Annotated in this window: 18 protein-coding genes; 7 read left to right on the forward strand and 11 right to left on the reverse strand. The window is 62.3% G+C overall.

What is annotated here, in order from left to right; genetic code table 11:
* Window positions 1–57: 57 nt before the first annotated feature.
* Entirely contained in the window at window positions 58–483 is a 426-nt protein-coding gene (locus tag KUG85_RS13050) for a GNAT family N-acetyltransferase (RefSeq protein WP_223005526.1), read from the reverse strand.
* Window positions 484–625: 142 nt separating this feature from the next.
* Here KUG85_RS13050 and purH point away from each other — a divergent pair, with 142 nt between their 5' ends.
* The gene (gene purH / locus KUG85_RS13055; protein WP_223005527.1) at window positions 626–2,242 is read left to right on the forward strand and encodes a bifunctional phosphoribosylaminoimidazolecarboxamide formyltransferase/IMP cyclohydrolase; all 1,617 of its coding nucleotides are present in this window, start codon (window positions 626–628) and stop codon (window positions 2,240–2,242) included.
* Between the two features lie 18 nt (window positions 2,243–2,260).
* Here purH and KUG85_RS13060 read toward each other — a convergent pair whose 3' ends face one another.
* Together KUG85_RS13060 and KUG85_RS13065 are read right to left on the reverse strand one after the other, a co-directional pair.
* Window positions 2,261–3,661, reverse strand: a complete 1,401-nt coding sequence (locus tag KUG85_RS13060) for an MFS transporter (RefSeq protein WP_223005846.1) — start codon at window positions 3,659–3,661, stop codon at window positions 2,261–2,263.
* 28 nt (window positions 3,662–3,689) lie between these two features.
* Window positions 3,690–8,474, reverse strand: a complete 4,785-nt coding sequence (locus KUG85_RS13065) for an NAD-glutamate dehydrogenase (protein ID WP_223005528.1) — start codon at window positions 8,472–8,474, stop codon at window positions 3,690–3,692.
* Window positions 8,475–8,597: 123 nt separating this feature from the next.
* Between KUG85_RS13065 and KUG85_RS13070 the strand changes: the two genes are divergently transcribed.
* A complete protein-coding gene (locus KUG85_RS13070; RefSeq protein ID WP_065816952.1) occupies window positions 8,598–9,179 on the forward strand; it encodes a peroxidase-related enzyme in 582 nt (193 codons plus the stop codon).
* A gap of 25 nt (window positions 9,180–9,204) precedes the next feature.
* On the opposite strand, the gene KUG85_RS13075 is transcribed toward KUG85_RS13070, so the two are convergent.
* Window positions 9,205–9,753, reverse strand: coding sequence for a L,D-transpeptidase family protein (locus tag KUG85_RS13075; RefSeq protein WP_223005529.1), 549 nt, complete (start codon window positions 9,751–9,753; stop codon window positions 9,205–9,207).
* Between the two features lie 155 nt (window positions 9,754–9,908).
* Between KUG85_RS13075 and KUG85_RS13080 the strand changes: the two genes are divergently transcribed.
* Both KUG85_RS13080 and KUG85_RS13085 read left to right on the forward strand, forming a co-directional pair.
* Window positions 9,909–10,592: a response regulator transcription factor gene (locus KUG85_RS13080; protein ID WP_065816950.1), complete on the forward strand. Its 684-nt coding sequence runs from the start codon at window positions 9,909–9,911 to the stop codon at window positions 10,590–10,592.
* Window positions 10,593–10,647: 55 nt separating this feature from the next.
* Window positions 10,648–11,103 carry a cyclic nucleotide-binding domain-containing protein gene (locus tag KUG85_RS13085; RefSeq protein WP_065816949.1) on the forward strand — a complete coding sequence of 152 codons (456 nt, stop codon included), beginning with the start codon at window positions 10,648–10,650 and terminating at the stop codon, window positions 11,101–11,103.
* A 92-nt stretch (window positions 11,104–11,195) separates the two neighbouring features.
* Here the strand turns inward: KUG85_RS13085 and KUG85_RS13090 are convergent, their stop codons facing one another.
* The 6 genes from KUG85_RS13090 to tesB form a co-directional block, all read right to left on the reverse strand.
* Window positions 11,196–12,005: an exodeoxyribonuclease III gene (locus tag KUG85_RS13090; protein WP_223005530.1), complete on the reverse strand. Its 810-nt coding sequence runs from the start codon at window positions 12,003–12,005 to the stop codon at window positions 11,196–11,198.
* 135 nt (window positions 12,006–12,140) lie between these two features.
* Entirely contained in the window at window positions 12,141–12,776 is a 636-nt protein-coding gene (locus tag KUG85_RS13095; protein WP_083213007.1) for an outer membrane lipoprotein carrier protein LolA, read from the reverse strand.
* Between the two features lie 106 nt (window positions 12,777–12,882).
* Entirely contained in the window at window positions 12,883–15,444 is a 2,562-nt protein-coding gene (locus KUG85_RS13100) for an FtsK/SpoIIIE family DNA translocase (RefSeq protein WP_223005531.1), read from the reverse strand.
* A 209-nt stretch (window positions 15,445–15,653) separates the two neighbouring features.
* Window positions 15,654–16,997, reverse strand: a complete 1,344-nt coding sequence (gene amt / locus KUG85_RS13105; RefSeq protein WP_223005532.1) for an ammonium transporter — start codon at window positions 16,995–16,997, stop codon at window positions 15,654–15,656.
* Window positions 16,998–17,025: 28 nt separating this feature from the next.
* A complete protein-coding gene (locus KUG85_RS13110) occupies window positions 17,026–17,364 on the reverse strand; it encodes a P-II family nitrogen regulator (protein ID WP_065816944.1) in 339 nt (112 codons plus the stop codon).
* Between the two features lie 218 nt (window positions 17,365–17,582).
* Window positions 17,583–18,449 carry an acyl-CoA thioesterase II gene (tesB, locus tag KUG85_RS13115; RefSeq protein WP_065816943.1) on the reverse strand — a complete coding sequence of 289 codons (867 nt, stop codon included), beginning with the start codon at window positions 18,447–18,449 and terminating at the stop codon, window positions 17,583–17,585.
* 124 nt (window positions 18,450–18,573) lie between these two features.
* Here tesB and KUG85_RS13120 point away from each other — a divergent pair, with 124 nt between their 5' ends.
* The 3 genes from KUG85_RS13120 (at window position 18,574) to KUG85_RS13130 (ending at window position 21,552) form a co-directional block, all read left to right on the forward strand.
* Entirely contained in the window at window positions 18,574–19,818 is a 1,245-nt protein-coding gene (locus KUG85_RS13120; protein ID WP_223005533.1) for a ubiquinone biosynthesis hydroxylase, read from the forward strand.
* A gap of 46 nt (window positions 19,819–19,864) precedes the next feature.
* Window positions 19,865–20,302 carry an OsmC family protein gene (locus KUG85_RS13125; protein WP_223005847.1) on the forward strand — a complete coding sequence of 146 codons (438 nt, stop codon included), beginning with the start codon at window positions 19,865–19,867 and terminating at the stop codon, window positions 20,300–20,302.
* 128 nt (window positions 20,303–20,430) lie between these two features.
* Window positions 20,431–21,552, forward strand: coding sequence for a Glu/Leu/Phe/Val family dehydrogenase (locus KUG85_RS13130; protein ID WP_223005534.1), 1,122 nt, complete (start codon window positions 20,431–20,433; stop codon window positions 21,550–21,552).
* A gap of 54 nt (window positions 21,553–21,606) precedes the next feature.
* Here the strand turns inward: KUG85_RS13130 and msrA are convergent, their stop codons facing one another.
* Window positions 21,607–22,248 (reverse strand): peptide-methionine (S)-S-oxide reductase MsrA, encoded by a 642-nt coding sequence (gene msrA / locus KUG85_RS13135; protein WP_065816940.1) that lies wholly within the window; start codon window positions 22,246–22,248, stop codon window positions 21,607–21,609.
* Between the last annotated feature and the right edge of the window lie 129 nt (window positions 22,249–22,377).

The raw sequence follows: 22,377 nt of genomic DNA on the forward strand, positions 1-22,377 counted from the left end.
AGTTGCCATGCGCGATATGAGACCATTGCCCCCACTGGCGGTTCGACTGGTGCTGTCTCAACGCTCCCGGCGGAACCAGAAGGCATCGTCGATCCGTCCCATGCCGATGCGTTCGTAGAAGCCCACCGCTTCCGGCACAGACGCCAGCATGAGGCTAACGTCAGGGCCAAGCTGGCGACGTGTCTCGTCAATCAGGCCCTGGCCGATCCCCAACCCCTGCGCTTTCGAGGAGACGGCAAGATCGGAAAGGTAGGCGCACCAGGAAAAGTCGGTCACGGAGCGGGCAACACCCACCAGCGGTCTACCCTCCACATTGCGGCGCGCCGTCACGATGAGACCGGCGCCGGCGATCATGCGCCGAAGCCGCGCTTCATCATCGATCGGGCGGATCGCGCCCAGCCCGGACTCACGCAGCACCCGGCCGAACTCGACGGCTTCAAGGTCCGGTTCACACGCATAAAGGATTTCTGGTTTCTCGCTCATGCCCGGCACCAATGCCCTTTTGCGCGGCCGATGCAAGCCTGTTTCGCCGCCAAAAGCGGCAATAGCCTGCCGCCAAGCTTGATTTGCATCCCGCCTGCCGGTACGTCCCCCACATCCATCCCCGAAGCCGGAGCCGCCTCGCATGTCCGTTGCCGCCAAGAACATTCCCGCACCCGATCTCGTTCCCGTCCGCCGTGCGCTTCTGTCGGTCTCCGACAAGAGCGGCATTGTCGATTTCGCCCGCGCGCTCTCAGGCCGCAATGTCGAGATCGTCTCCACCGGCGGCACGTCCAAAACGCTCTCCGGCGAAGGCATCGCCGTGCGCGACGTTTCGGAGCTGACCGGCTTTCCCGAGATCATGGACGGGCGCGTGAAGACGCTGCATCCGGGCGTCCATGGCGGCCTGCTCGGCATTCGCGACGATGCCGACCATGCCAGCGCGATGAAAGAGCACGACATCGCGGCCATCGACCTTCTGGTCATCAATCTCTATCCGTTCGAGGAGGTGCGTTTCGGCGGTGGCGATTATGCAACCACGGTCGAGAACATCGACATTGGCGGTCCGGCCATGCTGCGCGCGGCAGCCAAGAACCACGCCTATGTGGCCGTCGTAACCGAACCCGCCGACTACGCCCGCATTCTCGAGGCGCTTGCCGAAAACGATGGCGCCCTGCCCTACCGCCTGCGTCAGGAACTCGCCGCCAAGGCCTTCGCCCGCACCGCAGCCTATGACGCGGCCATCTCCGGCTGGTTCGCTGAAGCGCTCGAGGTCGACGCACCGGATTTCCGCGCCGTCGGCGGCAGGCTCAAGGAAGTGATGCGTTACGGCGAGAACCCGCACCAGAAGGCAGGCTTCTACGTCACCGGTGATAGCCGTCCCGGCGTCGCCACCGCGACCCAGCTTCAGGGCAAACAGCTTTCCTACAACAACATCAACGACACGGATGCCGCCTTCGAGCTCGTCTCCGAATTTTCGCCGGAGCGCTCCGCCGCCGTCGCCATCATCAAGCATGCCAATCCGTGTGGCGTGGCCGAGGGCGCGACGCTGCGCGAGGCCTATGAGAAGGCGCTCGCCTGCGACCCCGTCTCCGCCTTCGGCGGCATCGTGGCGCTCAACCGCCCGCTCGACGCGGAAGCGGCCACCGAGATCGTCAAGATCTTCACCGAGGTCATCATCGCGCCCGACGCGAGCGAAGAGGCCCGCGCCATCGTCGCCGCCAAGAAGAACCTGCGCCTGCTCGTCACCGGCGGGCTTGCCGACCCGCGCGCACCAGGCCTTGCCGTCAAGACCGTTGCCGGCGGCCTGCTGGTCCAGTCACGCGACAATGGCGTGGTCGACGATCTCGACCTCAAGGTCGTGACCAAACGCGCGCCAAGCGAAAAGGAAATGGCCGATCTCGTCTTCGCCTTCCGCGTCGCCAAGCATGTGAAATCAAACGCCATCGTCTATGTCCGCGATGGCGCCACTGTGGGCGTGGGTGCCGGTCAGATGAGCCGCGTCGATTCCGCCCGCATCGCCGCGCGCAAAGCCGAGGACGCGGCACAGGCTGCCGGCAATGCCAAGCCGCTGACCAAGGGTTCGGTCGTCGCCTCCGACGCCTTCTTCCCCTTCGCCGACGGCCTTCTCTCCGCCGTGGAAGCCGGTGCCACCGCCGTCATCCAGCCGGGCGGCTCCATGCGCGACGACGAGGTCATCGCCGCCGCCGACGAGCATGGCATCGCCATGGTCATGACCGGCATGCGCCACTTCCGTCATTGACGCAGGCGCTGCTGAGGATCAGGAGGCGCCCGCCTCCTGATGCCGGCTCTTCACGAAGGGCAGAAGCACCAGCCCGATGAGAAACAGCAAAAGGATCGGCGTCACGCCAAGCCGCTGCGCGTCCTCGACCGAGAAACCAAAGGCTTCCGAAGCGAAATACCCGGTGGCGATGGCGATGGCGAACGGCCCGATAAAGGTCGTCGCCTTGCCGGAAAGCGCGTAGAGCCCGAAGGCTTCCGTCACCCGTTCGCGCGATACCTGATCCACCAGCAGCGTGCGCGACGCCGCCTGGATCGACCCGCCCGCAGCACCGATGAAGGCCCCCGCCACGAAGAAGGCGATGTCCGGCAGGCTGCTTGCCCCAGCCCCGCTGATCGGCATGAAAAGAAGCTCCTCACGCGTGGTGGAAATCACCAGCAGCGCGCACAGCGTGAGCACCAGAATGGACACGCTCACCACCAGCTTTGGCCCGAAGCGCCTGTCCATGCGCCCGCCGAGCCATGCGCCGAGTGCGCCGGTCACATTGGCCAGAATCCCGAACAGCCCGATCTGCGTGATCGACCAGGAAAGCACGCCCGCCGCATAGATGCCGCCAAAGGCATAGAGCGCGTTGAGCGCATCGCGGTAGAACATGGACGACAGAAGAAAGCTGAAATAGCTACGCTCGCCCGGTAGCCGCTTCAGCGTGGCGCCGAGACGCGTCAGCCCTTCGCGGATCGCCCCCGCCGCCGCCCTGCGGCGCGGCGCATCGGGCGTGAAGAGGAACATCGGCAACACGAAAAGCGCATACCATAAGCCTGTCAGTGGCCCCGCCGCCCGGTCGCCCTCACGCGCCGCCGCATCGAGCCCGAAGATCGGCTCCAGCCCCAGAAGCGTGCGACCCGTATCGGGCTGTGCCGCCATGAAACCGAGCACCAGCACCAGCGACATGAGCCCGCCGACATAACCCAGCCCCCAGGCTGAACCCGAAAGCCGCCCCAGCTCCGCGCGCGGCACGAGATCGGGCATCATCGCATTGTTGAAGACGGCGGCGAACTCCATGCCAAACACGGCGAGCGCCACGGCAAGCAGAACGAGCCCCACATGCTCGCCGCCCGGTTTGGCGAACCACAGCGATGTGCAGGCCAGCACCCCGATCACCGAGAACACGAAGATCCACGGCTTGCGCGGCCCCGTCGCATCGGCAATCGCGCCCAGAACGGGTGAGGAAAGCGCGATGGCAAGCCCGCCAATGCCCGTGGCGAACCCCCACAATTCCTGCCCCCGCGCCGCATCGGGCGCGACGGCAGAGGCGAAATAGGGCGCGAAGACAAAGGTGATGATGAGCGTGTGAAAGGGCTGCTGCGCCCAGTCGAAGAGCATCCAGCCCCAGATGCCACGGCGGGGCACGGTTCCGTGCTCCGCCGGCGGCATGTTCATCCCGGCGTCTTCCGGCGCCCCGGCAAGATCAGACACTCAGATCGCTCATCAAACCCGACGCCACGGTGAGGCGCGAAACGCTGATCTCGCCGCCCTCCACGAGAGACTGCAGTCTCTCGCGGACGCGCACCACGTGTTCGCCGCCGGCCTCGACCCACCTTTCGGCCGGATCGTCCTCCTTGCCGTATTCGGTAAGGGCGGCGATTGTCATGCCGCGTCGCGCCGCGCTGATCATGTCGGTCGCGCGGAACAGCGCCAGCCCGTCATAATAGTCTGAAGGCACGATCGTGTGCGCGGCGTCCTCGATGCGCCCGATACGGAAAGCGTCGGTAACACCGAAGAAGGCTTTCGCGGCCTTTTCGAGAGGCGCACCCGCTTTCTCCGCCACAAGCTCGATATCCGGCACCATCTCCGCAACGGAAAGGAAGGCGAGCTTCTTCGCCAGATCCTCCGGCGCCCCAAGCGCCACGAGCTGCCCCCGCCGGCTCTCCAGACGCTCGCGCATGAAGGCCGGCAGCATCGGCATGAGCTTGCCTTCCAGCGCCTTGCGCGCCGCCTGCAGCCGGTCGATCCGCGCGCCCACGGTTTCCTTTTCGCCATCGTTCTTGAGCTGCCAGGACGTGGCCGAATAGATCAGCCGCCAGACGATCTGATAGAGATCGAGCTGCGCCATGCCGTCGATCCTGTTGTCCAGCGCATCGATGGCCCTGTAGATTTTCCGCAGCTCAAACCCTTCGCGCACTACGGCAAAGGCGGCAACGATGTCGGCTGCCGGCCGGCCTGTCAGATCCTGCAGCCGCGTGACAAAGCTCGGCCCGCCACGATTGATCACGTCATTGGCCAGTTCCGTGGCGATGATCTCGCGCTTCAGCCGATGGGACCGGATTTCGCTCTCATATTTCTTCACCATGCGGCTTGGGAAATAGGCAAAAAGATCTTCTTCCAGATGGGGCGCGTCCGGCACCTTGCTGGCGACGATCTCGTCGAAGAGCACGATCTTCGCATAGGCAAGCAGCACGCCCACTTCCGCACGCGTCAGCGGCTCGCCCCGGCTTTCCCGATCCGCCAGTTCCTGCGGCCCGGGCAGGAACTCGACAGCCCGGTCGAGCAGCCCGCGCTGTTCGAGCAGGGTCATCATGCGCGCCTGATGCGGCATTTCCGGCATACCACGCTTCTGAACCTGCGAGATGGCCAGCGTCTGCTGGTAGTTGTTGGCAAGAACCAGCCCGGCGACTTCATCCGTCATCTCGGCCAGAAGCTTGTCGCGCGCCGGTCGTTCCAGCGCGCCCGAGCGCATCGCCGCCGCCAGCGCGATCTTGATGTTCACCTCCACGTCGGAGGAGTTCACGCCGGCCGAGTTGTCGATGGCGTCGGAGTTGCAGCGCCCGCCATTCAGGCCGAACTCGATGCGCGCAAGCTGCGTCATGCCAAGATTGGCGCCCTCGCCAATCACCTTGGCCCCCACCTCCCGCGCAGTCACGCGGATCGCATCATTGGCCCGGTCGCCCACCTCCTGATTGCTTTCGGTGTGGGAGCGCACATAGGTGCCAATGCCGCCGAACCAGAGGAGATCGACCGGCGCTCGCAGGATCGCCATCATGATCTCGGTCGGCGAGGCCGTGGTCTTGCCAAGCCCGATGGCCTCGGCTGCCGCCTTGCTGAGCGTGATGGATTTCTGCGCGCGCGAAACGATGATGCCGCCCTTGGAGAGCTTGCTCGTGTCGTAGTCCTGCCAGCTCGAGCGCCCCATGTCGAAAAGACGCTTGCGCTCGGCATAGGAAACCGCCGGGTCCGGATCGGGATCGATAAAGATGTCGCGGTGATCGAAAGCGGCCACCACCTTCGTGCAGGTAGAAAGCAGCATGCCGTTTCCGAACACATCGCCCGACATGTCGCCCACGCCCACGGCGGTGAACGGTTCCGTCTGAATATCGCGGTTCATCTCGCGGAAATGCCGCTTCACCGCTTCCCAGGCACCGCGTGCGGTGATGCCCATCTTCTTGTGGTCATAGCCGGCCGAGCCGCCGGAGGCGAAAGCGTCATCCAGCCAGAAATCATGCGCCTGACTGATGCCGTTGGCCGTGTCGGAAAAGGTTGCCGTGCCCTTGTCGGCCGCCACCACAAAATACGGGTCGTTGCCATCGTGGCGCACCACGCCCTCGGGCGGAATGACCTTGTCGCCATCCAGATTGTCGGTCAGCGACAGAAGGCTGGAGATGAAGTTGATATAGGCCGCACGCCCTGCCTCGAACACCTCCTGGCGGCTGCCATTCTCCGGCAGGAGGCGCGGGTAGAAACCGCCCTTGGCCCCCACCGGCACGATCACCGCATTCTTCACCTGCTGCGCCTTCACAAGGCCCAGCACCTCGGTGCGGTAGTCCTGCGCCCGGTCAGACCAGCGCAGGCCGCCACGTGCCACCGGCCCAAAGCGAAGGTGAACACCCTCCACCTCCGGCCCGTAGACAAAAATCTCACGCCATGGGCGCGGCTGCGGTAGGCCGGTGATGGCGCGTGAATCGAATTTCAGCGCCAGCGAGCGAACGGTCTCATCCGCTTTCGGCCGGTAATGGTTGGTCCGCAGCGTCGCCTCGATCAGGTTGAGGAAGCGCCGGATGATCGTGTCATCGTCGAGATTGGGCACCGCATCGAGGTCCGTCTCGATGGCCGCCGTCAGCGCCGCCGCCTCTTCGCGTGCCTTTTCCTGTTCCGCCCGCTTGGGATCGAAGCGCAGCACGAAGAGCTCGAACAGCTTGCGCGCGATATGCGGATAGCGGTTCATCGTTGCCGCGATGAAGTCCTGGCTCTGGGGAATGCTGGCCTGATGCAGGAAGCGGCTATAGGCCCGCAGAATGGCGATCTCGTCGACGCGCAGGCGCGCCGTCTGTGCGAGTGCATTGAGCCGATCGTCATCGTGCTCCCTGCGCCAGACCGAAAGGAACAGCTCTTCGAACAGCGCGCCCCTGTCCGACAGGTCGATCGGTCCGTCGAAAGCGTTTTCCAGCTCCATGTCGTGGATGAAGATCTGTGCGCTCTCTTCATCGTCGGCATCGCCGATCTCGAAAGTGCGCTCGCTGATCACCCGGAAGCCCATGTTTTCCAGAAGCGGCACACGCTCGGTGAGCGGGACCGGCGTGCCGTGATGATAGATTTTCAGCGCCGCCTGCGTTTCGTTCTGGTCTTCATGCCGGTGAAAATCGATGGCGATCGGGTTGTCGGCAGACAGCTTCGCCATACGCTCGGCATCGATCAACGCCGTTTCGGCGGAGAAACCGTTGCGGTAGCTCTCGGGAAAGGCCGCTGCCACGCCCGCAAACCTGCGGTCTGCGCCGGTCTCTTCAAGCGCTTCCTGCAACGCATCGTCCCAGGTCCGCACGATCTTGAGAATACCGGCTTCCAGCGTCTCCGTATCGATGCGCGGCGTCTTGCCGCCGGAACGGCCGATGATGAAATGAACACGCGCCAGCGTCCCTTCGGGGAATGCCGGGTAGTAGGCCGAAACGCGCCCCTTGAAGACGGTCTTAAGATACTGGCCGATCTCGATGCGAACCTGCGAATCGTAACGGTCGCGCGGCACGAAGACGATCACGGAGACGAAACGGTCGAACTGGTCGATACGGTAGAGCGCCCGGACACGGGGCCGCTCTCCCAGCGCCAGTATGGCCTCGGCATGTTTGCGCAGGATCGGCAGGCCGATCTGGAAAAGCTCGTCGCGCGGATAGGATTCCAGCACATTGATGAGCGCCTTGCCCGAATGGTCGGTGGGCGCAAAACCGGACTTCGTGATCACCGCTTCGGCCTTGGAGCGCAGATACGGGATCTTCATCACCGAACGGGTGTAGGCGGTGGAAGTGAACAGGCCAACGATACGCAGTTCGCCAGTGAGCTTGCCCTTATCGTCAAAGGTCTTGATCCCGATATAGTCGAGATAGGCACGGCGATGGACAACCGACTTGGCATTCGCCTTGGTCACGATGAAGGGATCGGGGCCATGCAGGAAGGCGCGGATTTCCGGTGTCGTTGAGACCGCTTCCTTGCCACGGCGCAGGACAAGAACGTCGGGATCGGCCAGAATGCCGAGGCCCTTCTTGTTGGCACGCTCCAGCGTGCCGCTTTCCTCGCCGCCCGAATAGCGAAATTCGCGCATGCCGAGGAACGTGAAATTATCGTCACGCAGCCATTCCAGAAACGCGATGGCCTCCGCCACGGCATCCTTTTCGAGCGGCACCGGCGCATAACGCAGCTCGGTTATCTCCTGGTCGAGCCTGGCAAGCATCGGCTTCCAGTCAACAACGGCTGCGCGCACCTGCTTCAGCGTCGCGTTGAGGCGCGTCTCCAGATCCGCGCTCTGCTCGTCAGAAAGCTTCGGCAGATGCACGTGGATCAGGCTGATCTTGTCCTCATCCGGGCCGACCTTGGTGCTCGCGGCATCGCCGACGATCGCATCCACGCCTTTCTTGCCGTGTTTGACGACCAGAACCGGATGGACAACCAGCGTCGCCTCGACGCCGAAATCGCTGAGTTCACCCAGAACCGAATCGAACAGGAACGGCATGTTGTCGTTCACGACGGTCAAAAGGCTGACCGCACGACCCAAACGCTCGATCCCCGAAGCATTGTCCACCCGCACCACACTGGTGCCCGGCTTGTGGACCTTGATCGCCGTGACCGCGTCCTCGGCGGCACGCAGCAACGCTGCCTCGTCATAGGGGCGCAGATCCTCCGCCGGTGTCCGCGCGCTGATGATCTCATGCAGGACCTTGCCCATGGGTCCGCCCTTTTTCGCGGTCTTGGAGGTCTTTGCCTTGGCTACCATGCCGAAAATCCCTGTTGGTTGACCAAACTGGCCCATCGTATTCAGACAAAAGCGGTTTGACGACCCGTCATTCCACCGTGCAGGCTGAATACAACCTATTCCTATCGAAAGGGTGTCTGCATCATGACGAAACCGGTCACTGCCCTGCATTTTCCCCCACTCGAAGCGCTGAGCGACGAAACCCGGGCCTATTTCGACAAATGCGAGGAGAAGCTTGGCCTCGTGCCCAATGTCCTGCGCGCCTACGCGTTTGACGAGAACAAGCTCAGGGCCTTCACGCAGATGTACAACGACCTGATGCTGAGTGATTCGGGTCTGTCGAAGCTCGAACGCGAAATGATTGCCGTTGTGGTTTCAAGCATCAACCACTGCTTCTACTGTCTCACCGCCCACGGTGCAGCCGTGCGCCAGCTTTCCGGCGACCCGGTGCTGGGCGAGCTCATGGTGATGAACTACCGCGCCGCGAAGCTGGAGCCGCGACAAAAGGCCATGCTCGATTTCGCCGTTAAACTCACCGAGACCCCCGCGAAGATCGAGGAGTCGGACCGCAGGGCGCTGCGTGAGGCCGGGTTTTCCGAACACGACATCTGGGACATCGCCGCCGTGGCGAGCTTCTTCAACATGTCCAACCGCATGGCGGCAGCGGTCGATATGCACCCGAACGAAGAGTATCACGGCATGGCGCGGGAACCGGCCTCCGACTGAACCGCGGAGGACCGCCGCTGCCGGATCATCGATAGATCCTGATTCGCGTATGAGGCCCGATGAGCGGCAGTATGCGCGCCATGGCGAGCGGCGAGACGGCTATGCAGCCCTCGGTGGGCGGAAATCCGGGTTTGGCAATGTGAAAGAAGATCGCGCTGCCGCGATTGCGGATCGCCGGCCGCATGTTCCAGTCGGACACCATGCAGACGTCATAGAGACGGTCCTCACGCGCCATGCGCTCATGGCTGGCTGGATAGGGCAGCCGGACCGGGCGATTGTAATTGCGGTCGCCCGAAGCATCACACCAACCGTCGCGCGCGTCGATCCGTGTGAGCGGGAATCGGCTTAAAGGCGGGCCGGCAGGCGCCCTGTCTCCCCGAAAATAGCCATAGAGCAGCAGCAGATCGCCAACCGGTGTGGCGCCATCGCCTTCGCGCTTCAGCATCGCCGTGCCGGTTCGCCCGAGGGCACAGGGGAAGACAAGCGGACCCACGCTCAAGAGCCCCTGAGTCGGTTTGCCGGGCCTGCGGCGCACCTCGATCAGATCGATCGATTTGCCGGCTTTACACTTCATTCTCAGGAAACCCGCCTGTCAGCTTACGTTAAATTGATTGGAACAAATGTTCGCCATGGTGTTTTCGCACTGTTAGGTTCCGCATAAAGCTGGAACGGTCAACACTGCAATTCCATTTGAATCGGCAGTCTTTTTCCTGGATAGTGGATTTAACCATGACGTCACGCACCATCCTAATCGTCGATGATGACGAAGACCTGAGGACGACGCTCGTCGAGCAATTGTCGCTCTATGAGGAATTCGACATTCTTCAGGAAGAAACGGCGACAAAGGGCATCCAGTCTGCGCGCAACGCGATCGTCGACCTGCTCATCATGGATGTGGGCCTGCCGGACATGGACGGACGTGAGGCGGTCAAGCTTCTGCGCAAGGGCGGCTATCGCGCGCCGATCATCATGCTGACCGCGCAGGATACCGATTCGGACACGATCCTTGGCCTTGAGGCCGGTGCCAACGATTACGTGACGAAACCGTTCCGATTCGCTGTGCTTCTCGCCCGCATCCGCGCACAGCTTCGCCAGCATGAGCAGAGCGAGGATGCTACCTTCGCCGTTGGCCCCTACACGTTCAAACCCTCGCAGAAACTCCTCATCGATGAGCGCGGCGGCAAGATTCGCCTGACGGAGAAGGAAGCCGCGATCATCAAATATCTCTACCGCGCCGAACAGAAAGTGGTGACCCGCGACATCCTTCTGGAAGAAGTCTGGGGATACAATTCCGGCGTTACCACCCACACGCTCGAGACCCATGTCTATCGCCTGCGGCAAAAGATCGAGCGCGATCCTTCCAAAGCTGAAATTCTTGTGACAGAAAGCGGTGGTTATAAGCTCGTTCCGTGAGACTGCGCCATGAGGGCGCTCGGGGATCACCGGGAACGGGTCGGGGACGACTTCAATGGCGCTGGACGATGACATTCGCATTCTGTCCGGCGTGGGTCTGTTTGACGGATTCACGCGCGAGCAGTTGCGCCTCATGGCCTTCGGCGCCGAAAGCATGACGCTTTCCGCCGGACGGGACATCTATGCCGAGGGTGCACCGGCCGACTGCGCCTTTATCGTCGCCTCCGGAAGCGTTGTGCTGTTTACGGAGCAGGACGGCGAGCGCCAGATTGTCGAAAGGCTCGGCCCCGGCGACATGATGGGCGAATTCGCACTGATTGCCGAGGGCCGCCGCATGACAAATGCGATGACCGAAAGCGAAACCCGACTGGTCAGAATCAGCCGTTCGAGCTTTCATCGGATTCTTGAAGAATTCCCCGAAACGGCGATGCGCCTGCACGAGAGAATTGCCGAAAACCTGCAACTCATGATCGCCCGAATGGAGCGAATCGCGGCGCGATTCACCGACTGATTTTTTTTTCGGAGAAACACGCGCGTTTCAGCCCTTTTCCCTCAAAAAAGGACGTTTTCGCTGAAAATCCGTGAAATTCCGGAAAAGCCAGGTCAGCCGAAGTCAAAGCCCGCGATGACGGGCACGTGATCTGACGGACGCTCCCACCCACGTGCCTCGCGCAGCACTTCGATCCGGTCAAGTGACGGCGAAAGGTTCGGCGACGACCAGATATGGTCGAGCCTGCGCCCGCGATCCGAAAGCGCCCAGTCCTTCGCCCGGTAGCTCCACCAGGTGAATATCTTCTCTTCCGGTGGAATCTTCTCACGCATCAGGTCCACCCAGCCGCCTTCCCTGCGCAGCCGTTCAAGCCCCTCAGTCTCCACCGGCGTATGGCTGACGACCCTGAGAAGCTGCTTGTGCGACCAGACGTCGGTTTCGAGCGGAGCGATGTTGAGATCGCCCACAAGGATCGTTCCCGAATTGCCGTTTTCTTCCGCCCGAAGCGCATGCATTTCGGCCAGAAAGTCGAGCTTATGGCGAAATTTCGGATTGATGGCGGGATCCGGTTCGTCACCGCCTGCGGGCACATAGAAATTGTGCAGAAGCACCGAACGGCCCGCCCCCGCATCGACGGAAACGGAGATATGCCGGCTATCGCCCATCCCGCAAAATTCGCGCTTTTCAACGAGTTTCAGCGGGCGGCGCGCGATCGTGGCAACACCGTGATAGCCCTTCTGACCATGGATCGCCATGTGCTCATACCCGGCCTTGCGAAAAGCCGCGGCAGGGAACTGGTCATCGGCGCATTTGGTTTCCTGAAGACACAGAACGTCCGGGCTGTACCGCTCCAGAAACTGCTCGACAAGCGGCATGCGCAGCCGCACGGAGTTGATGTTCCAGGTGGCGATGGTGAAGGGCATGGAATGGGTCCGGGATTGATCGCTTGCAGGAAGCGCAAAACTGCCCGGAACAGAAAAGGAAGACAAGCGCAACGGCCTGCCTGAACCGAAAAGGCCGGGCTGTCCACAGCCCGGCCAGGTATCAGTAAGCTGATGTCAGCGCTTGTTGCGGCTCATCGCGTCGACACGGCGGTAATCGATCTTGAAAACGCTCGGGTCGAAGGTCACGCCCTGCTGAACGTTGAAGATCATGACCGTTGTGTCCTTTCCCTGCGCGTCGGTGATGGTCCACTGGCGCAGGTCGTATGAGTTGGTGTCGAACATCATCGTGATGGTCGAATTGCCGAAGACAGACTTGTCGGACATCTTGATCGTTGTGAGATCATTGTCCTCTCGCACGGTCTGAACCTTGTCGCCCGAGAGATCGATGCGCTCGTCGAGAAGCAGCTTCAGCGGCGTTTTCGATAGAGGATAAAGGTCGGCCGTGTTGAGCTTCTTGTTCATGATGACCACCGAACTGCCGTCGGAGGTGACGCGGAAGCCTGACGGCTCTTCATAGTCGAAGCGGATCTTGCCCGGGCGTTCGATATAGAACTTGCCGCCGGTCTGCTCGCCGCGCGGTCCGAACTGCACAAACTCGCCCATCATGGTGCGCACGCTGGAAAAATGCGCCGCGATCTGGTCGGCGCTCTGGGCAGCCTGGGCTGCTATCGGCGCAAGAGAGAGCGCCGCCAGAGCCATCGCTACAACGGCCATCCGCCGCGCCAGAAAGTCGGTTACCCCAAGAATCATCGTGTTCGATCTCCACATTTGCCCTTCCGGATAACCACCCAGTGGGGCCGAAATTTGGCTGCCCGAAAACAGTCCGCGCCGGCGCCGGTTCCAGCGCCGCTCTTGATCAGACTTCGTCCTGCTCGGTCGGCACGAGAATTTCGCGTTTGCCGGCATGGTTGGCGGGGCCGACAATGCCCTCGTCCTCCATGCGTTCGATGATCGAAGCAGCCCGGTTGTAACCGATGCCGAGACGGCGCTGGATATAGCTTGTGGATGCCTTTCCGTCGCGCAGCACCACGGCAACCGCCTGATCGTAGGGATCGGCAGAATCGCCCAGATTGCCGCCACCCGACCCGCCGCCGCCAGCAGAGCCGCCGTCATCTTCCTCTTCATCCTCGGTGACAGCGTCGAGATAGTCCGGCACGCCCTGCATCTTCAGATGATTGACGATGCTTTCCACCTCGCCATCGGAGACGAACGGACCGTGGACGCGCTGTATGCGACCGCCGCCAGCCATGTAGAGCATGTCGCCCATGCCCAGAAGCTGCTCCGCCCCCTGCTCTCCAAGGATCGTGCGGCTGTCGATCTTCGACGTCACCTGGAAGGAGATACGCGTCGGGAAGTTGGCCTTGATCGTGCCGGTGATGACGTCCACCGAGGGACGCTGCGTGGCCATGATCACGTGGATGCCGGCAGCACGCGCCATCTGCGCCAGTCGCTGCACCGCGCCCTCGATGTCCTTCCCGGCGACCATCATCAGGTCGGCCATCTCGTCGATGATGACGACGATGAAGGGCATCGGCTCGAGATCCAGATCCTCGCTCTCGTAGATCGCCTCACCCGTCTCGCGGTCGAAGCCGGTCTGGACGGTGCGCTTGATGGTCTCGCCCTTCTTCTTGGCGGCGACGACGCGCTGGTTGAAGCCCTCGATATTGCGCACACCGACCTTGGACATCTTGCGGTAGCGGTCTTCCATCTCCCGCACAGTCCATTTGAGCGCGACGACGGCCTTCTTGGGGTCGGTCACGACCGGGGTGAGAAGATGTGGAATGCCGTCATAGATGGACAGTTCCAGCATCTTCGGGTCGATCATGATCAGGCGGCACTGCTCGGGCGTCATGCGGTAGAGCAGCGACAGGATCATGGTGTTGATGGCGACCGACTTACCCGAACCGGTGGTACCGGCCACCAGAAGGTGAGGCATCTTTGCAAGGTCGGCGATTACGGCTTCGCCATTGATGGTCTTGCCGAGCGAAAGCGCGAGCTTGGCCTTGCTCGCCTCGAAGTCGCGGCTTGCCAGAAGCTCGCGCAGATAGACGGTTTCGCGCGTGGAATTCGGCAGTTCGATGCCGATTGCGTTGCGGCCGGGCACCACAGCCACACGCGCCGCAATGGCGCTCATGGAGCGGGCAATATCATCGGCAAGGCCAATGACACGCGACGACTTGATGCCGGGGGCTGGCTCCAGCTCGTAGAGTGTGACCACGGGGCCGGGGCGCACATGGATGATCTCGCCCTTGACGCCGAAATCCTCCAGAACGCCTTCAAGAAGGCGAGCATTCTGCTCCAGTGCGTCTCGGGAGAGCGACGGATCCTTGGTCGAGGTCTTCGGCTCGGCGAGCAGATGAAGTTCGGGCAGTTCGAACGTTCCGCTATCGAGGAAGGATGGCTGCGCTTCGCGGCGCACGCGCGCGCCTTCCACCGGGCGGGGCGCAGGATTTTCCACGCGCTGCGCAGCGGGTACCGGCGCTACCTGGCGCGGCTGCGCGGCCGCTGGCTGCAGCGCCGGTGCATCGAATTCGGGCTCGACGCGGACACGGGGTGCTGCCGGCGCATCGTCGAAATCCGGCTCGACACGCGCATCCTCGCTCCGCACGTCCATATCGAAATCGTCGAACGGCATGTCCCCGTCCTCATCCATGTCGGCTGCACGCACCCGCTGGCTTTCGCGGGGGGCGGCACGCACGAGGTTGCGACGGAAGAACGCGCAGAAGGACAGCCACCAGTGCGCCATATAGCCAAGGATGACCGAGCCCCCGCTTTCTTCCTCATCGTCCAGCGTATCAAAGGCCGCTTCGTCTTCCATATCGTCTGCGAAGTCGTCTGCACCCGGACGCGAGATAAGACCCGCGCCATAGGCAAGCAGCCAGCCGGCAGGCACCGCAAGAATGGCAGCGATGACGAAGCCGGCGAAGCCACGCGGATAAGCACCGATGAACTTGGCCGGGAGGGAAAGAATCATGTCGCCCAGAACACCGCCAAGGCCGGTGGGGAGGGGCCAGGTGGGCGGCGGCGCGAAAGCGCCGACGATGCCCGCGGCAAGGACAGCACCAAGGAACCAGGAACCGGCACGCCTCACACCGCGATCGATCTGCCGGCCAAGCAGAAGAAGAGCGCCCCAGCAAACCGCCGGCACGAGCCCGACCAGTGCCGCAAGACCATAAAACTGCATGGCGAGATCGGAAAACACCGCGCCGGGATAACCCATCGCATTGGTGACGGGATTGGCCGTCGCATGGCTGAAGCTGGGATCCGCCACGTTCCAGGTGGCGAGCGCCGCCACCGCAAACGCCACGAAGGCCAGAAGCGCAAGGCCACCCGCACGTGCTGCCTGCCGGCGCAGGAAAGCCTGCAGGCCATAGCTGTTTTCATCCATCGCCAGGAATGCCGAAGACCCGGAACTCATGCGCACAATTCTCCGCTCGCGCGTTGCTTTCGACGCGAAACGCGCCGTGATGACTCGCCTTCGACCCTAGCGAGCGGATGGTTAAGACGGCATTAACCATGGAGGATCGGGGCACAATTTCTCGAACCATGAAAAAAGGGCCCGGCGAACCGGGCCCCTCAGGAAGGCAACCGGCCCGAAAGCCGGTTGTCAGGCAAGTGTATCTGCGATCAGCGCCCATGCATGGGCATGAACTCCGGATAGGCTTCGACGCCGACCTCGGCCACATCGAGACCGTTCATTTCGTCTTCTGCGCTCACCCGCAATCCCATGGTCGACTTGAGGATCATCCAGACCACGAAGGACACGGCGAAAGTGAAGACGCCATAAGCGACGATGCCGACAATCTGCACGCTGAAACTCGCATCGCTGTTGGTGAGCGGCACGGCAAGCGTCCCCCAGATACCGGCGATGAGATGCACGGGGATCGCGCCCACCACATCGTCGATCTTGAGCTTGTCGAGCAGCGGCACGGTGAGCACCACAATGACACCGCCGACAGCACCGATGACGATGGCCATGAACGGGCTCGGCGTGAGCGGCTCGGCGGTGATGGACACGAGACCGGCCAGGGCGCCGTTCAAGACAAAGGTGATGTCGACCTTCTTGTAGAGAAGCTGCGTGAGGATCAGCGCAGCGACGACACCTGCAGCAGCGGCCAGGTTGGTGTTGGCAAAGATGCGGCTGATGTCGGATGCATCGGCATTGGAGCCCATGGCAAGCTGCGAGGCACCGTTGAAGCCGAACCAGCCGAGCCAGAGAATGAAGGTGCCAAGCGTGGCGAGCGCCATGTTGGAGCCCGGAATCGGCGTCACCTTGCCGTCTGAAGCAAACTTCCCGTTGCGTGCGCCAAGAAGGAGCGCTCCGGCGAGAGCCGCCCAGCCGCCCACGGAGTGAACCAGCGTGGAGCCGGCGAAATCCTGGAAGCCCATGGCGTCGAGCCAGCCTGCACCCCACTTCCACGAGCCGGCGATCGGATAGATGAAGCCGGTGAGCACGACAACGAAGATGAGGAACGGCCACAGTTTGATTCGCTCGGCCAGCGTGCCCGAAACGATGGAGGCGGCGGTGGCGACGAAGACCATCTGGAAGAACCAGTCGGAAGCGACGGAATAATCGCCCTCATTGGCCGTGCCTGCAGCCGGCCAGCTATAGGGCGCAAAGGTGCCGATATAGCTCGACACATCCACATACATCAGGCTGTAACCCACCACCCAGTACATGATGCCGGCGATGGAATAGAGCGCGATGTTTTTCAAAAGCTGCATGGAGACATTCTTGGTGCGCACCATGCCTGCTTCAAGCATGGCAAAGCCGGCCGCCATCCACATGACCAGAAAGCCGCCCATGAGAAAGAGCAGCGTGTTGAAAATGAATGCCGTCTCGGAAGCCGAGGCGAATTCGGGCGCGGCCTCGGCAGATTCCTGTGCCAGAGCCGGAAAGGACATGGCCGCCAGCGCAAGCCCGCCCAGCGCCAGCGGACCTGCGGCGCTTTTCAGTGTTCGATACATCATCTGATTCTCCATCGGAATGTGCTGCCGCTTAAAGGGCTTCGACGCCGGACTCGCCGGTGCGGATGCGTACAGCCTTGTCGAGCGCGTGGACAAAGACCTTGCCGTCGCCGATCTGTCCGGTGCGGGCGGCCTCGACAATGGCTTCGACCACCTGGTCGACCATGTCGGAATCGACCGCCACCTCGATCTTGACCTTGGGCAGGAAGGTCACGGCATATTCGGCGCCGCGATAGATTTCCGTGTGTCCTTTCTGTCGTCCATAGCCCTTAACCTCCGTGACGGTGAGGCCTTGTATGCCGAGGCCGGTGAGCGCTTCGCGCACGGCCTCCAGCTTGAAGGGCTTGACGATTGCCATCACTATTTTCATGGCAGTTCACCTTTGCTGTTGCGGGATCCCGCGGGTTGCCTGCATCGCGCGAACCGCCATGCGGACCGCGACAGCAAAGGAGAATCAAATGCCGTGCCAGTTCGAGAGAACCAGATTCAAGTTATTGAAAAATATATTGAAATGCTCCGGCAATCCGGGCGAAGGAGAATCTCATGCTTCGCGAATTGCATAATAAATAGGCAAAACTTTCATTTTGCCTATTTTGTGCGCAGTCGCACCAATCCCTCTTGAGCGACAGACGCGATCAGTGTGCCATCGAGCGAATAGAGACTGCCCCGGGAGAAGCCGCGCGCGCCCTGCGCCGATGGGCTGTCCTGCGTGTAGAGCAGCCAGTCATCGAGCTTGTGTTGTCGATGAAACCACATGGCGTGGTCGAGACTTGCCATCTGGATATCCGGATCGAACCCATTGCGACCATGAGCGAAGGTGGAAGTATCGAGCAGCGTCATGTCGGAAAGATAGGCGAGCACCGCTGCCTGCAACGCCCGGTCGTCCGGCACCGGCCCCGTGGTGCGGATCCAGACGTCCTGGCGCGGCGGCAGCTTGTCGCGGCTGGTATAGTGCTCGATGATGACCGGTCGCACCTCAATGGGACGCTCGCGCGCCCAGTAGCGACGGATGTTTTCCGGCACACGCTCGCCGAACTCGGCGAGAAACTCGCGCTGGGTGCGCAGATTTTCCGGAGGCGTGACGCCCTCAGGCATAGGAAGCTGATGGTCGAGGCCGGGCTCCTCCTTCTGAAAGGACGCCGAGAGAGAAAAGATCGCGTGTCCATGCTGAATGGCAACCACGCGGCGCGTGGTGAAGCTGCCGCCATCGCGGATGCGATCCACTTCGTAGATGATCGGCACTGCCGGATCACCAGGCCGCATGAAATAGCAATGGAGCGAGTGGACATGACGGGCGGCATCGACCGTGCGCTGGGCGGCAACAAGCGCCTGCCCGATGACCTGTCCTCCAAAAACGCGTTGCCAGGCCGATTGAGGGCTGCGACCACGAAACAGATTGTGTTCGAGCGTCTCAAGATCGAGTATGGCAAGCAGGTCTTGCATGGCCGACGACATGAATGGCTTCCTTCCGGCAGCGAATGATATGGCTGATGATGTCCAAGACGAAGGTGGGAACCAAGTCAAGGCCCCCGGATTGGGGCAAAGACACTGCAACGCTGATGGCAAATGAGGTGCCGCTATGGCCAGGAATACCAAACAGACATCCGAGCGCGAACTGGACATCCTGATCGCCGGGGCTGGCTATGTTGGTCTGGCGACCGCTGTTTCCATCGCCCGCGCGCAGCCCGGCCTCAAGGTGGCGTTGGTGGACGCTGCGCCGGAAGGCGTGTGGCAGCGCGATGGCCGCGCATCGGCAATCGCGGCCGCGGCCTGCCGGATGCTCAAACGGCTGGATTGCTGGACGGAGATCGAGCCGGAGGCACAGCCCATCACCGAAATGGAGATCACCGATTCCCGCACCGCCGATGTGGTACGGCCGGTTTTCCTGACCTTTGGCGGCGAGGCTGGAGAGGGCGAACCCTTTGCCCATATGGTGCCCAACCGGGTGATGAATGGCGCATTGCGCGCGCGGGCCGCCGAAAGCGGGATCGAGATCATCGAGGGCGTGGCGGTCGACGGCTTCGCCAATATGGGCGGGCATGTGATGGTGAGCCTTGCAGACGGCTCCACATGCCGCACACGGCTTCTGGTCGCCGCCGATGGCGTGCGCTCGCGCCTTCGCGACATGGCCGGCATCAAGACGGTGAAGTGGGACTACGGCCAGTCAGGCATTGTCTGCACCGTGGCGCATGAGCGTCCACACAATGGGCGCGCCGAGGAGCATTTCCTGCCCGCCGGCCCGTTTGCCACGCTGCCGCTGACAGGCAACCGCTCGTCCATTGTGTGGACCGAGCGCACGGCGGATGCAGAGCGCCTGGTGAACGAGGACGACCTCGTCTTCGAACAGGAACTGGAGCTGCGCTTCGGCCTGAAACTGGGCGAAATCCGCGTGGAAGGCCCGCGCCGCGCCTGGCCGCTGGGCCTTACTCTGGCGCGCGAATTCGTAAAACCCCGCTTCGCGCTGGCGGGCGATGCGGCACACGGCATCCACCCCATTGCGGGGCAGGGTTTGAATCTCGGCTTCAAGGACGCGGCAGCGCTGGCCGAGGTGATTGTCGAGGCCGAACGGCTGGGCGAGGATATCGGCGCGCTCGACGTGTTGCAGCGCTATGAGCGCTGGCGGCGGTTCGACACGGTGCAGATGGGCGTGACGACCGACGTTCTGAACCGGCTCTTCTCCAACGATATCGGCCCGGTGCGGGCGCTGCGCGATTTTGGTCTTGGCCTGGTTGAACGAATGCCGGCCATGAAGCGTTACTTCATCCAGCAGGCCTCGGGACTGGCCCCCGGCACACCGAGACTGCTGCGCGGGGAGGCAATCTAGCCTTTCGGCTTCAACGCACTATGTCCACAAGGAGAAGACCATGGCTATGAAACGGCATGCGAATGTCACCTGGAAGGGATCGCTGGTCGAGGGCTCAGGCAGCCTCGACACGCAGAGCGGTGCGCTTTCGGCCCTGCCTCTCGGCTTCAAGGCCCGTTTCGAGGACGAGAGCGGCAAGACGGGCACCAATCCCGAAGAGTTGATCGCGGGTGCCCATGCCGGTTGTTTCGCCATGCAGCTTTCGCACATGCTGGCGGAGGGCGGCACGCCGGCGGACAAACTGGACGTGCGAGCCGATGTGACGCTGCAGCCGGCAAAAGGCGGCGGTTTCGAGATCGTCGGGAGCGCGCTGTCGCTGGTTGGCAACGTGCCCAACCTCGACGAAGCGAAATTCCTCGAGATCGCCGAGAAGGCCAAGGCCTCGTGCCCCGTCTCCAAGGCGCTCGGCGCGATCGAGATCACGCTGGACGCCAGATACGGCTGACGACACTTTCGCGATGAAAACCGTCGGCCGGCGCAATGGAAGGTCGTTCGATGGCGAGACTTCGCAACCAAAAATCAGCCCATGCAGCTAGAATTCCCTTACGGAACAAGTCGTTCGGGAGGAATGACATGCTGCAGACCCAGACACCGCGGACATTGAAGACCGTGGCACAGAAGTCCACACTCACCATCACCGACATCACGGCCGAGGCCGCGAAGCTGGACGCGTTCGACAATCATGAGCGCGTCTGGCACGGTCGCGACGAGGAGCGTGGCCTGAACGCCATCGTGGCGATCCACAACACCGTGCTTGGCCCCGGCCTCGGCGGGACGCGCGTTTGGCCGCACGAAACCTTCGAGGCAGCGCTCACCGACGTATTACGTCTGTCGCGGGGGATGACCTTCAAATCAGCCGTGGCGGGGATGGATTTCGGCGGCGGCAAAGCACTGATTATCGCCAATTCCAAAACCGACAAGACGCCGGCCCTTCTCGAAGCCTATGCGGAAATGCTGATAGCACTTAACGGTCAGTATTTTACCGGCGAGGATGTGGGCTTCACGGTTGCTGATGCGGACTTTCTCCGCGAACGCACCCCCAATGTGACGGGCACCACCGTCGGCGGCAGCGGCAACCCTTCGCCCGTGACCGCCCATGGCGTGTTTCTGGGGATCAAGGCCGCGCTGAAGCACCGTGGCGTTGCCACGCTCGACGGCGTGCATGTGGCCGTGCAGGGGCTTGGCTCGGTGGGCTGGACACTGTGCGAAAAGCTTCATGCGGAAGGCGCGAGGCTTTCGGTGACCGACATCGACGCAGCCCGGATGGAGCAGGCGAAAGACGCATTCGGCGCAACCCCGGTTGCGCTGGACGACATTCTGAAAGTGAACGCTGACGTGTTCGCGCCCTGTGCGCTGGGCGGCGTGCTTTCTGCCGAAACGATTCCCCTGCTCGGTGCGAAGATCGTTGCGGGTGCTGCCAACAACCCGCTCGTGCGGCACGAGGATGCCCGGCTCCTGATGGAGCGCGGTGTGCTCTATGCGCCGGACTATGTGATCAATGCCGGCGGACTTCTGAATGTCGCAGCCGAGCTCGCGCCCGGCGGCTACGACCGCGAAGCCACGATGGCGAAAGTTGCGAAGATACCCGAGACGCTGGCCGACATTTTCGCGCGCGCCGAGGCGCAGAAACGTCCGACCAACGATGTGGCGGCAGAGATCGCATTCGAGCGGATTAACGCGGCGCGGCAGCGCTGAATAGCCGGCGGGTTGCGCGCTCGACGGGCGCAACCCGCTCCGTTACAACGCGGATCACTTGATCCCCGTAAAGGCCGCCTCGCCCCAGACCTGGCGAACACGCGCATCGCGGCCACAGCCCTTGCGGTAGCCCTTGTAGGCGTCCTTCTTCTTCACCAGCCCAAAGCGGGAGAGAATGCGCTCGTCGCTTTGATAATAGTTCTGGTGGTAATCCTCCGCCGGCCAGAATTTGGCAGGCCCCAGAACCGGTGTGACGACCTTGCCGCCGAGTGCCGCATTCGCTTCCTGTTTGGCTTTATCGGCAGCAGCCTTCTGCGCATCGTCAAGCGCATAGACCGCCGTTGAATAACTTTCGCCCCGGTCGCAGAACTGACCGCCGGCATCGGTCGGGTCGACTGAACGGAAGAAGATTTCCAGGAGCCGGTCATAGCTGACCTTCGCATCGTCGAAATCGATCTTCACCACCTCGCGGTGGCCGCCTGAGGAATAGGTGCGGTAGGTCGGGTTTTCCGTGCTCCCGCCCGCATAGCCGGACACCGTGTCGAGCACGCCGGGAACCTTGTCGAAATCGGCCTCGACACACCAGAAGCAGCCGCCGGCGAAAATCGCCGTCTGCTTTTCAGCCGTCGCCGGTTGCGAAACAGCCACCATAGCGGTGAGGGAAAAGGCCGCGGCCAAAAGGGAACGTCGCAACATCAATGTCTCTCCTGTGTTCCCGCACAGAGCTACCGCGCCGGGCGGCAAATTCAAATCAAGCCGCTACACGCTTGCGTGAGGTGATTGAAACTGGAGAGAGGGAGCAGCAATCCTCCCTGCTCGGCGTAT

Source organism: Nitratireductor rhodophyticola (assembly GCF_019891355.1).
Taxonomy (GTDB): Bacteria; Pseudomonadota; Alphaproteobacteria; order Rhizobiales; family Rhizobiaceae; genus Nitratireductor; species Nitratireductor rhodophyticola.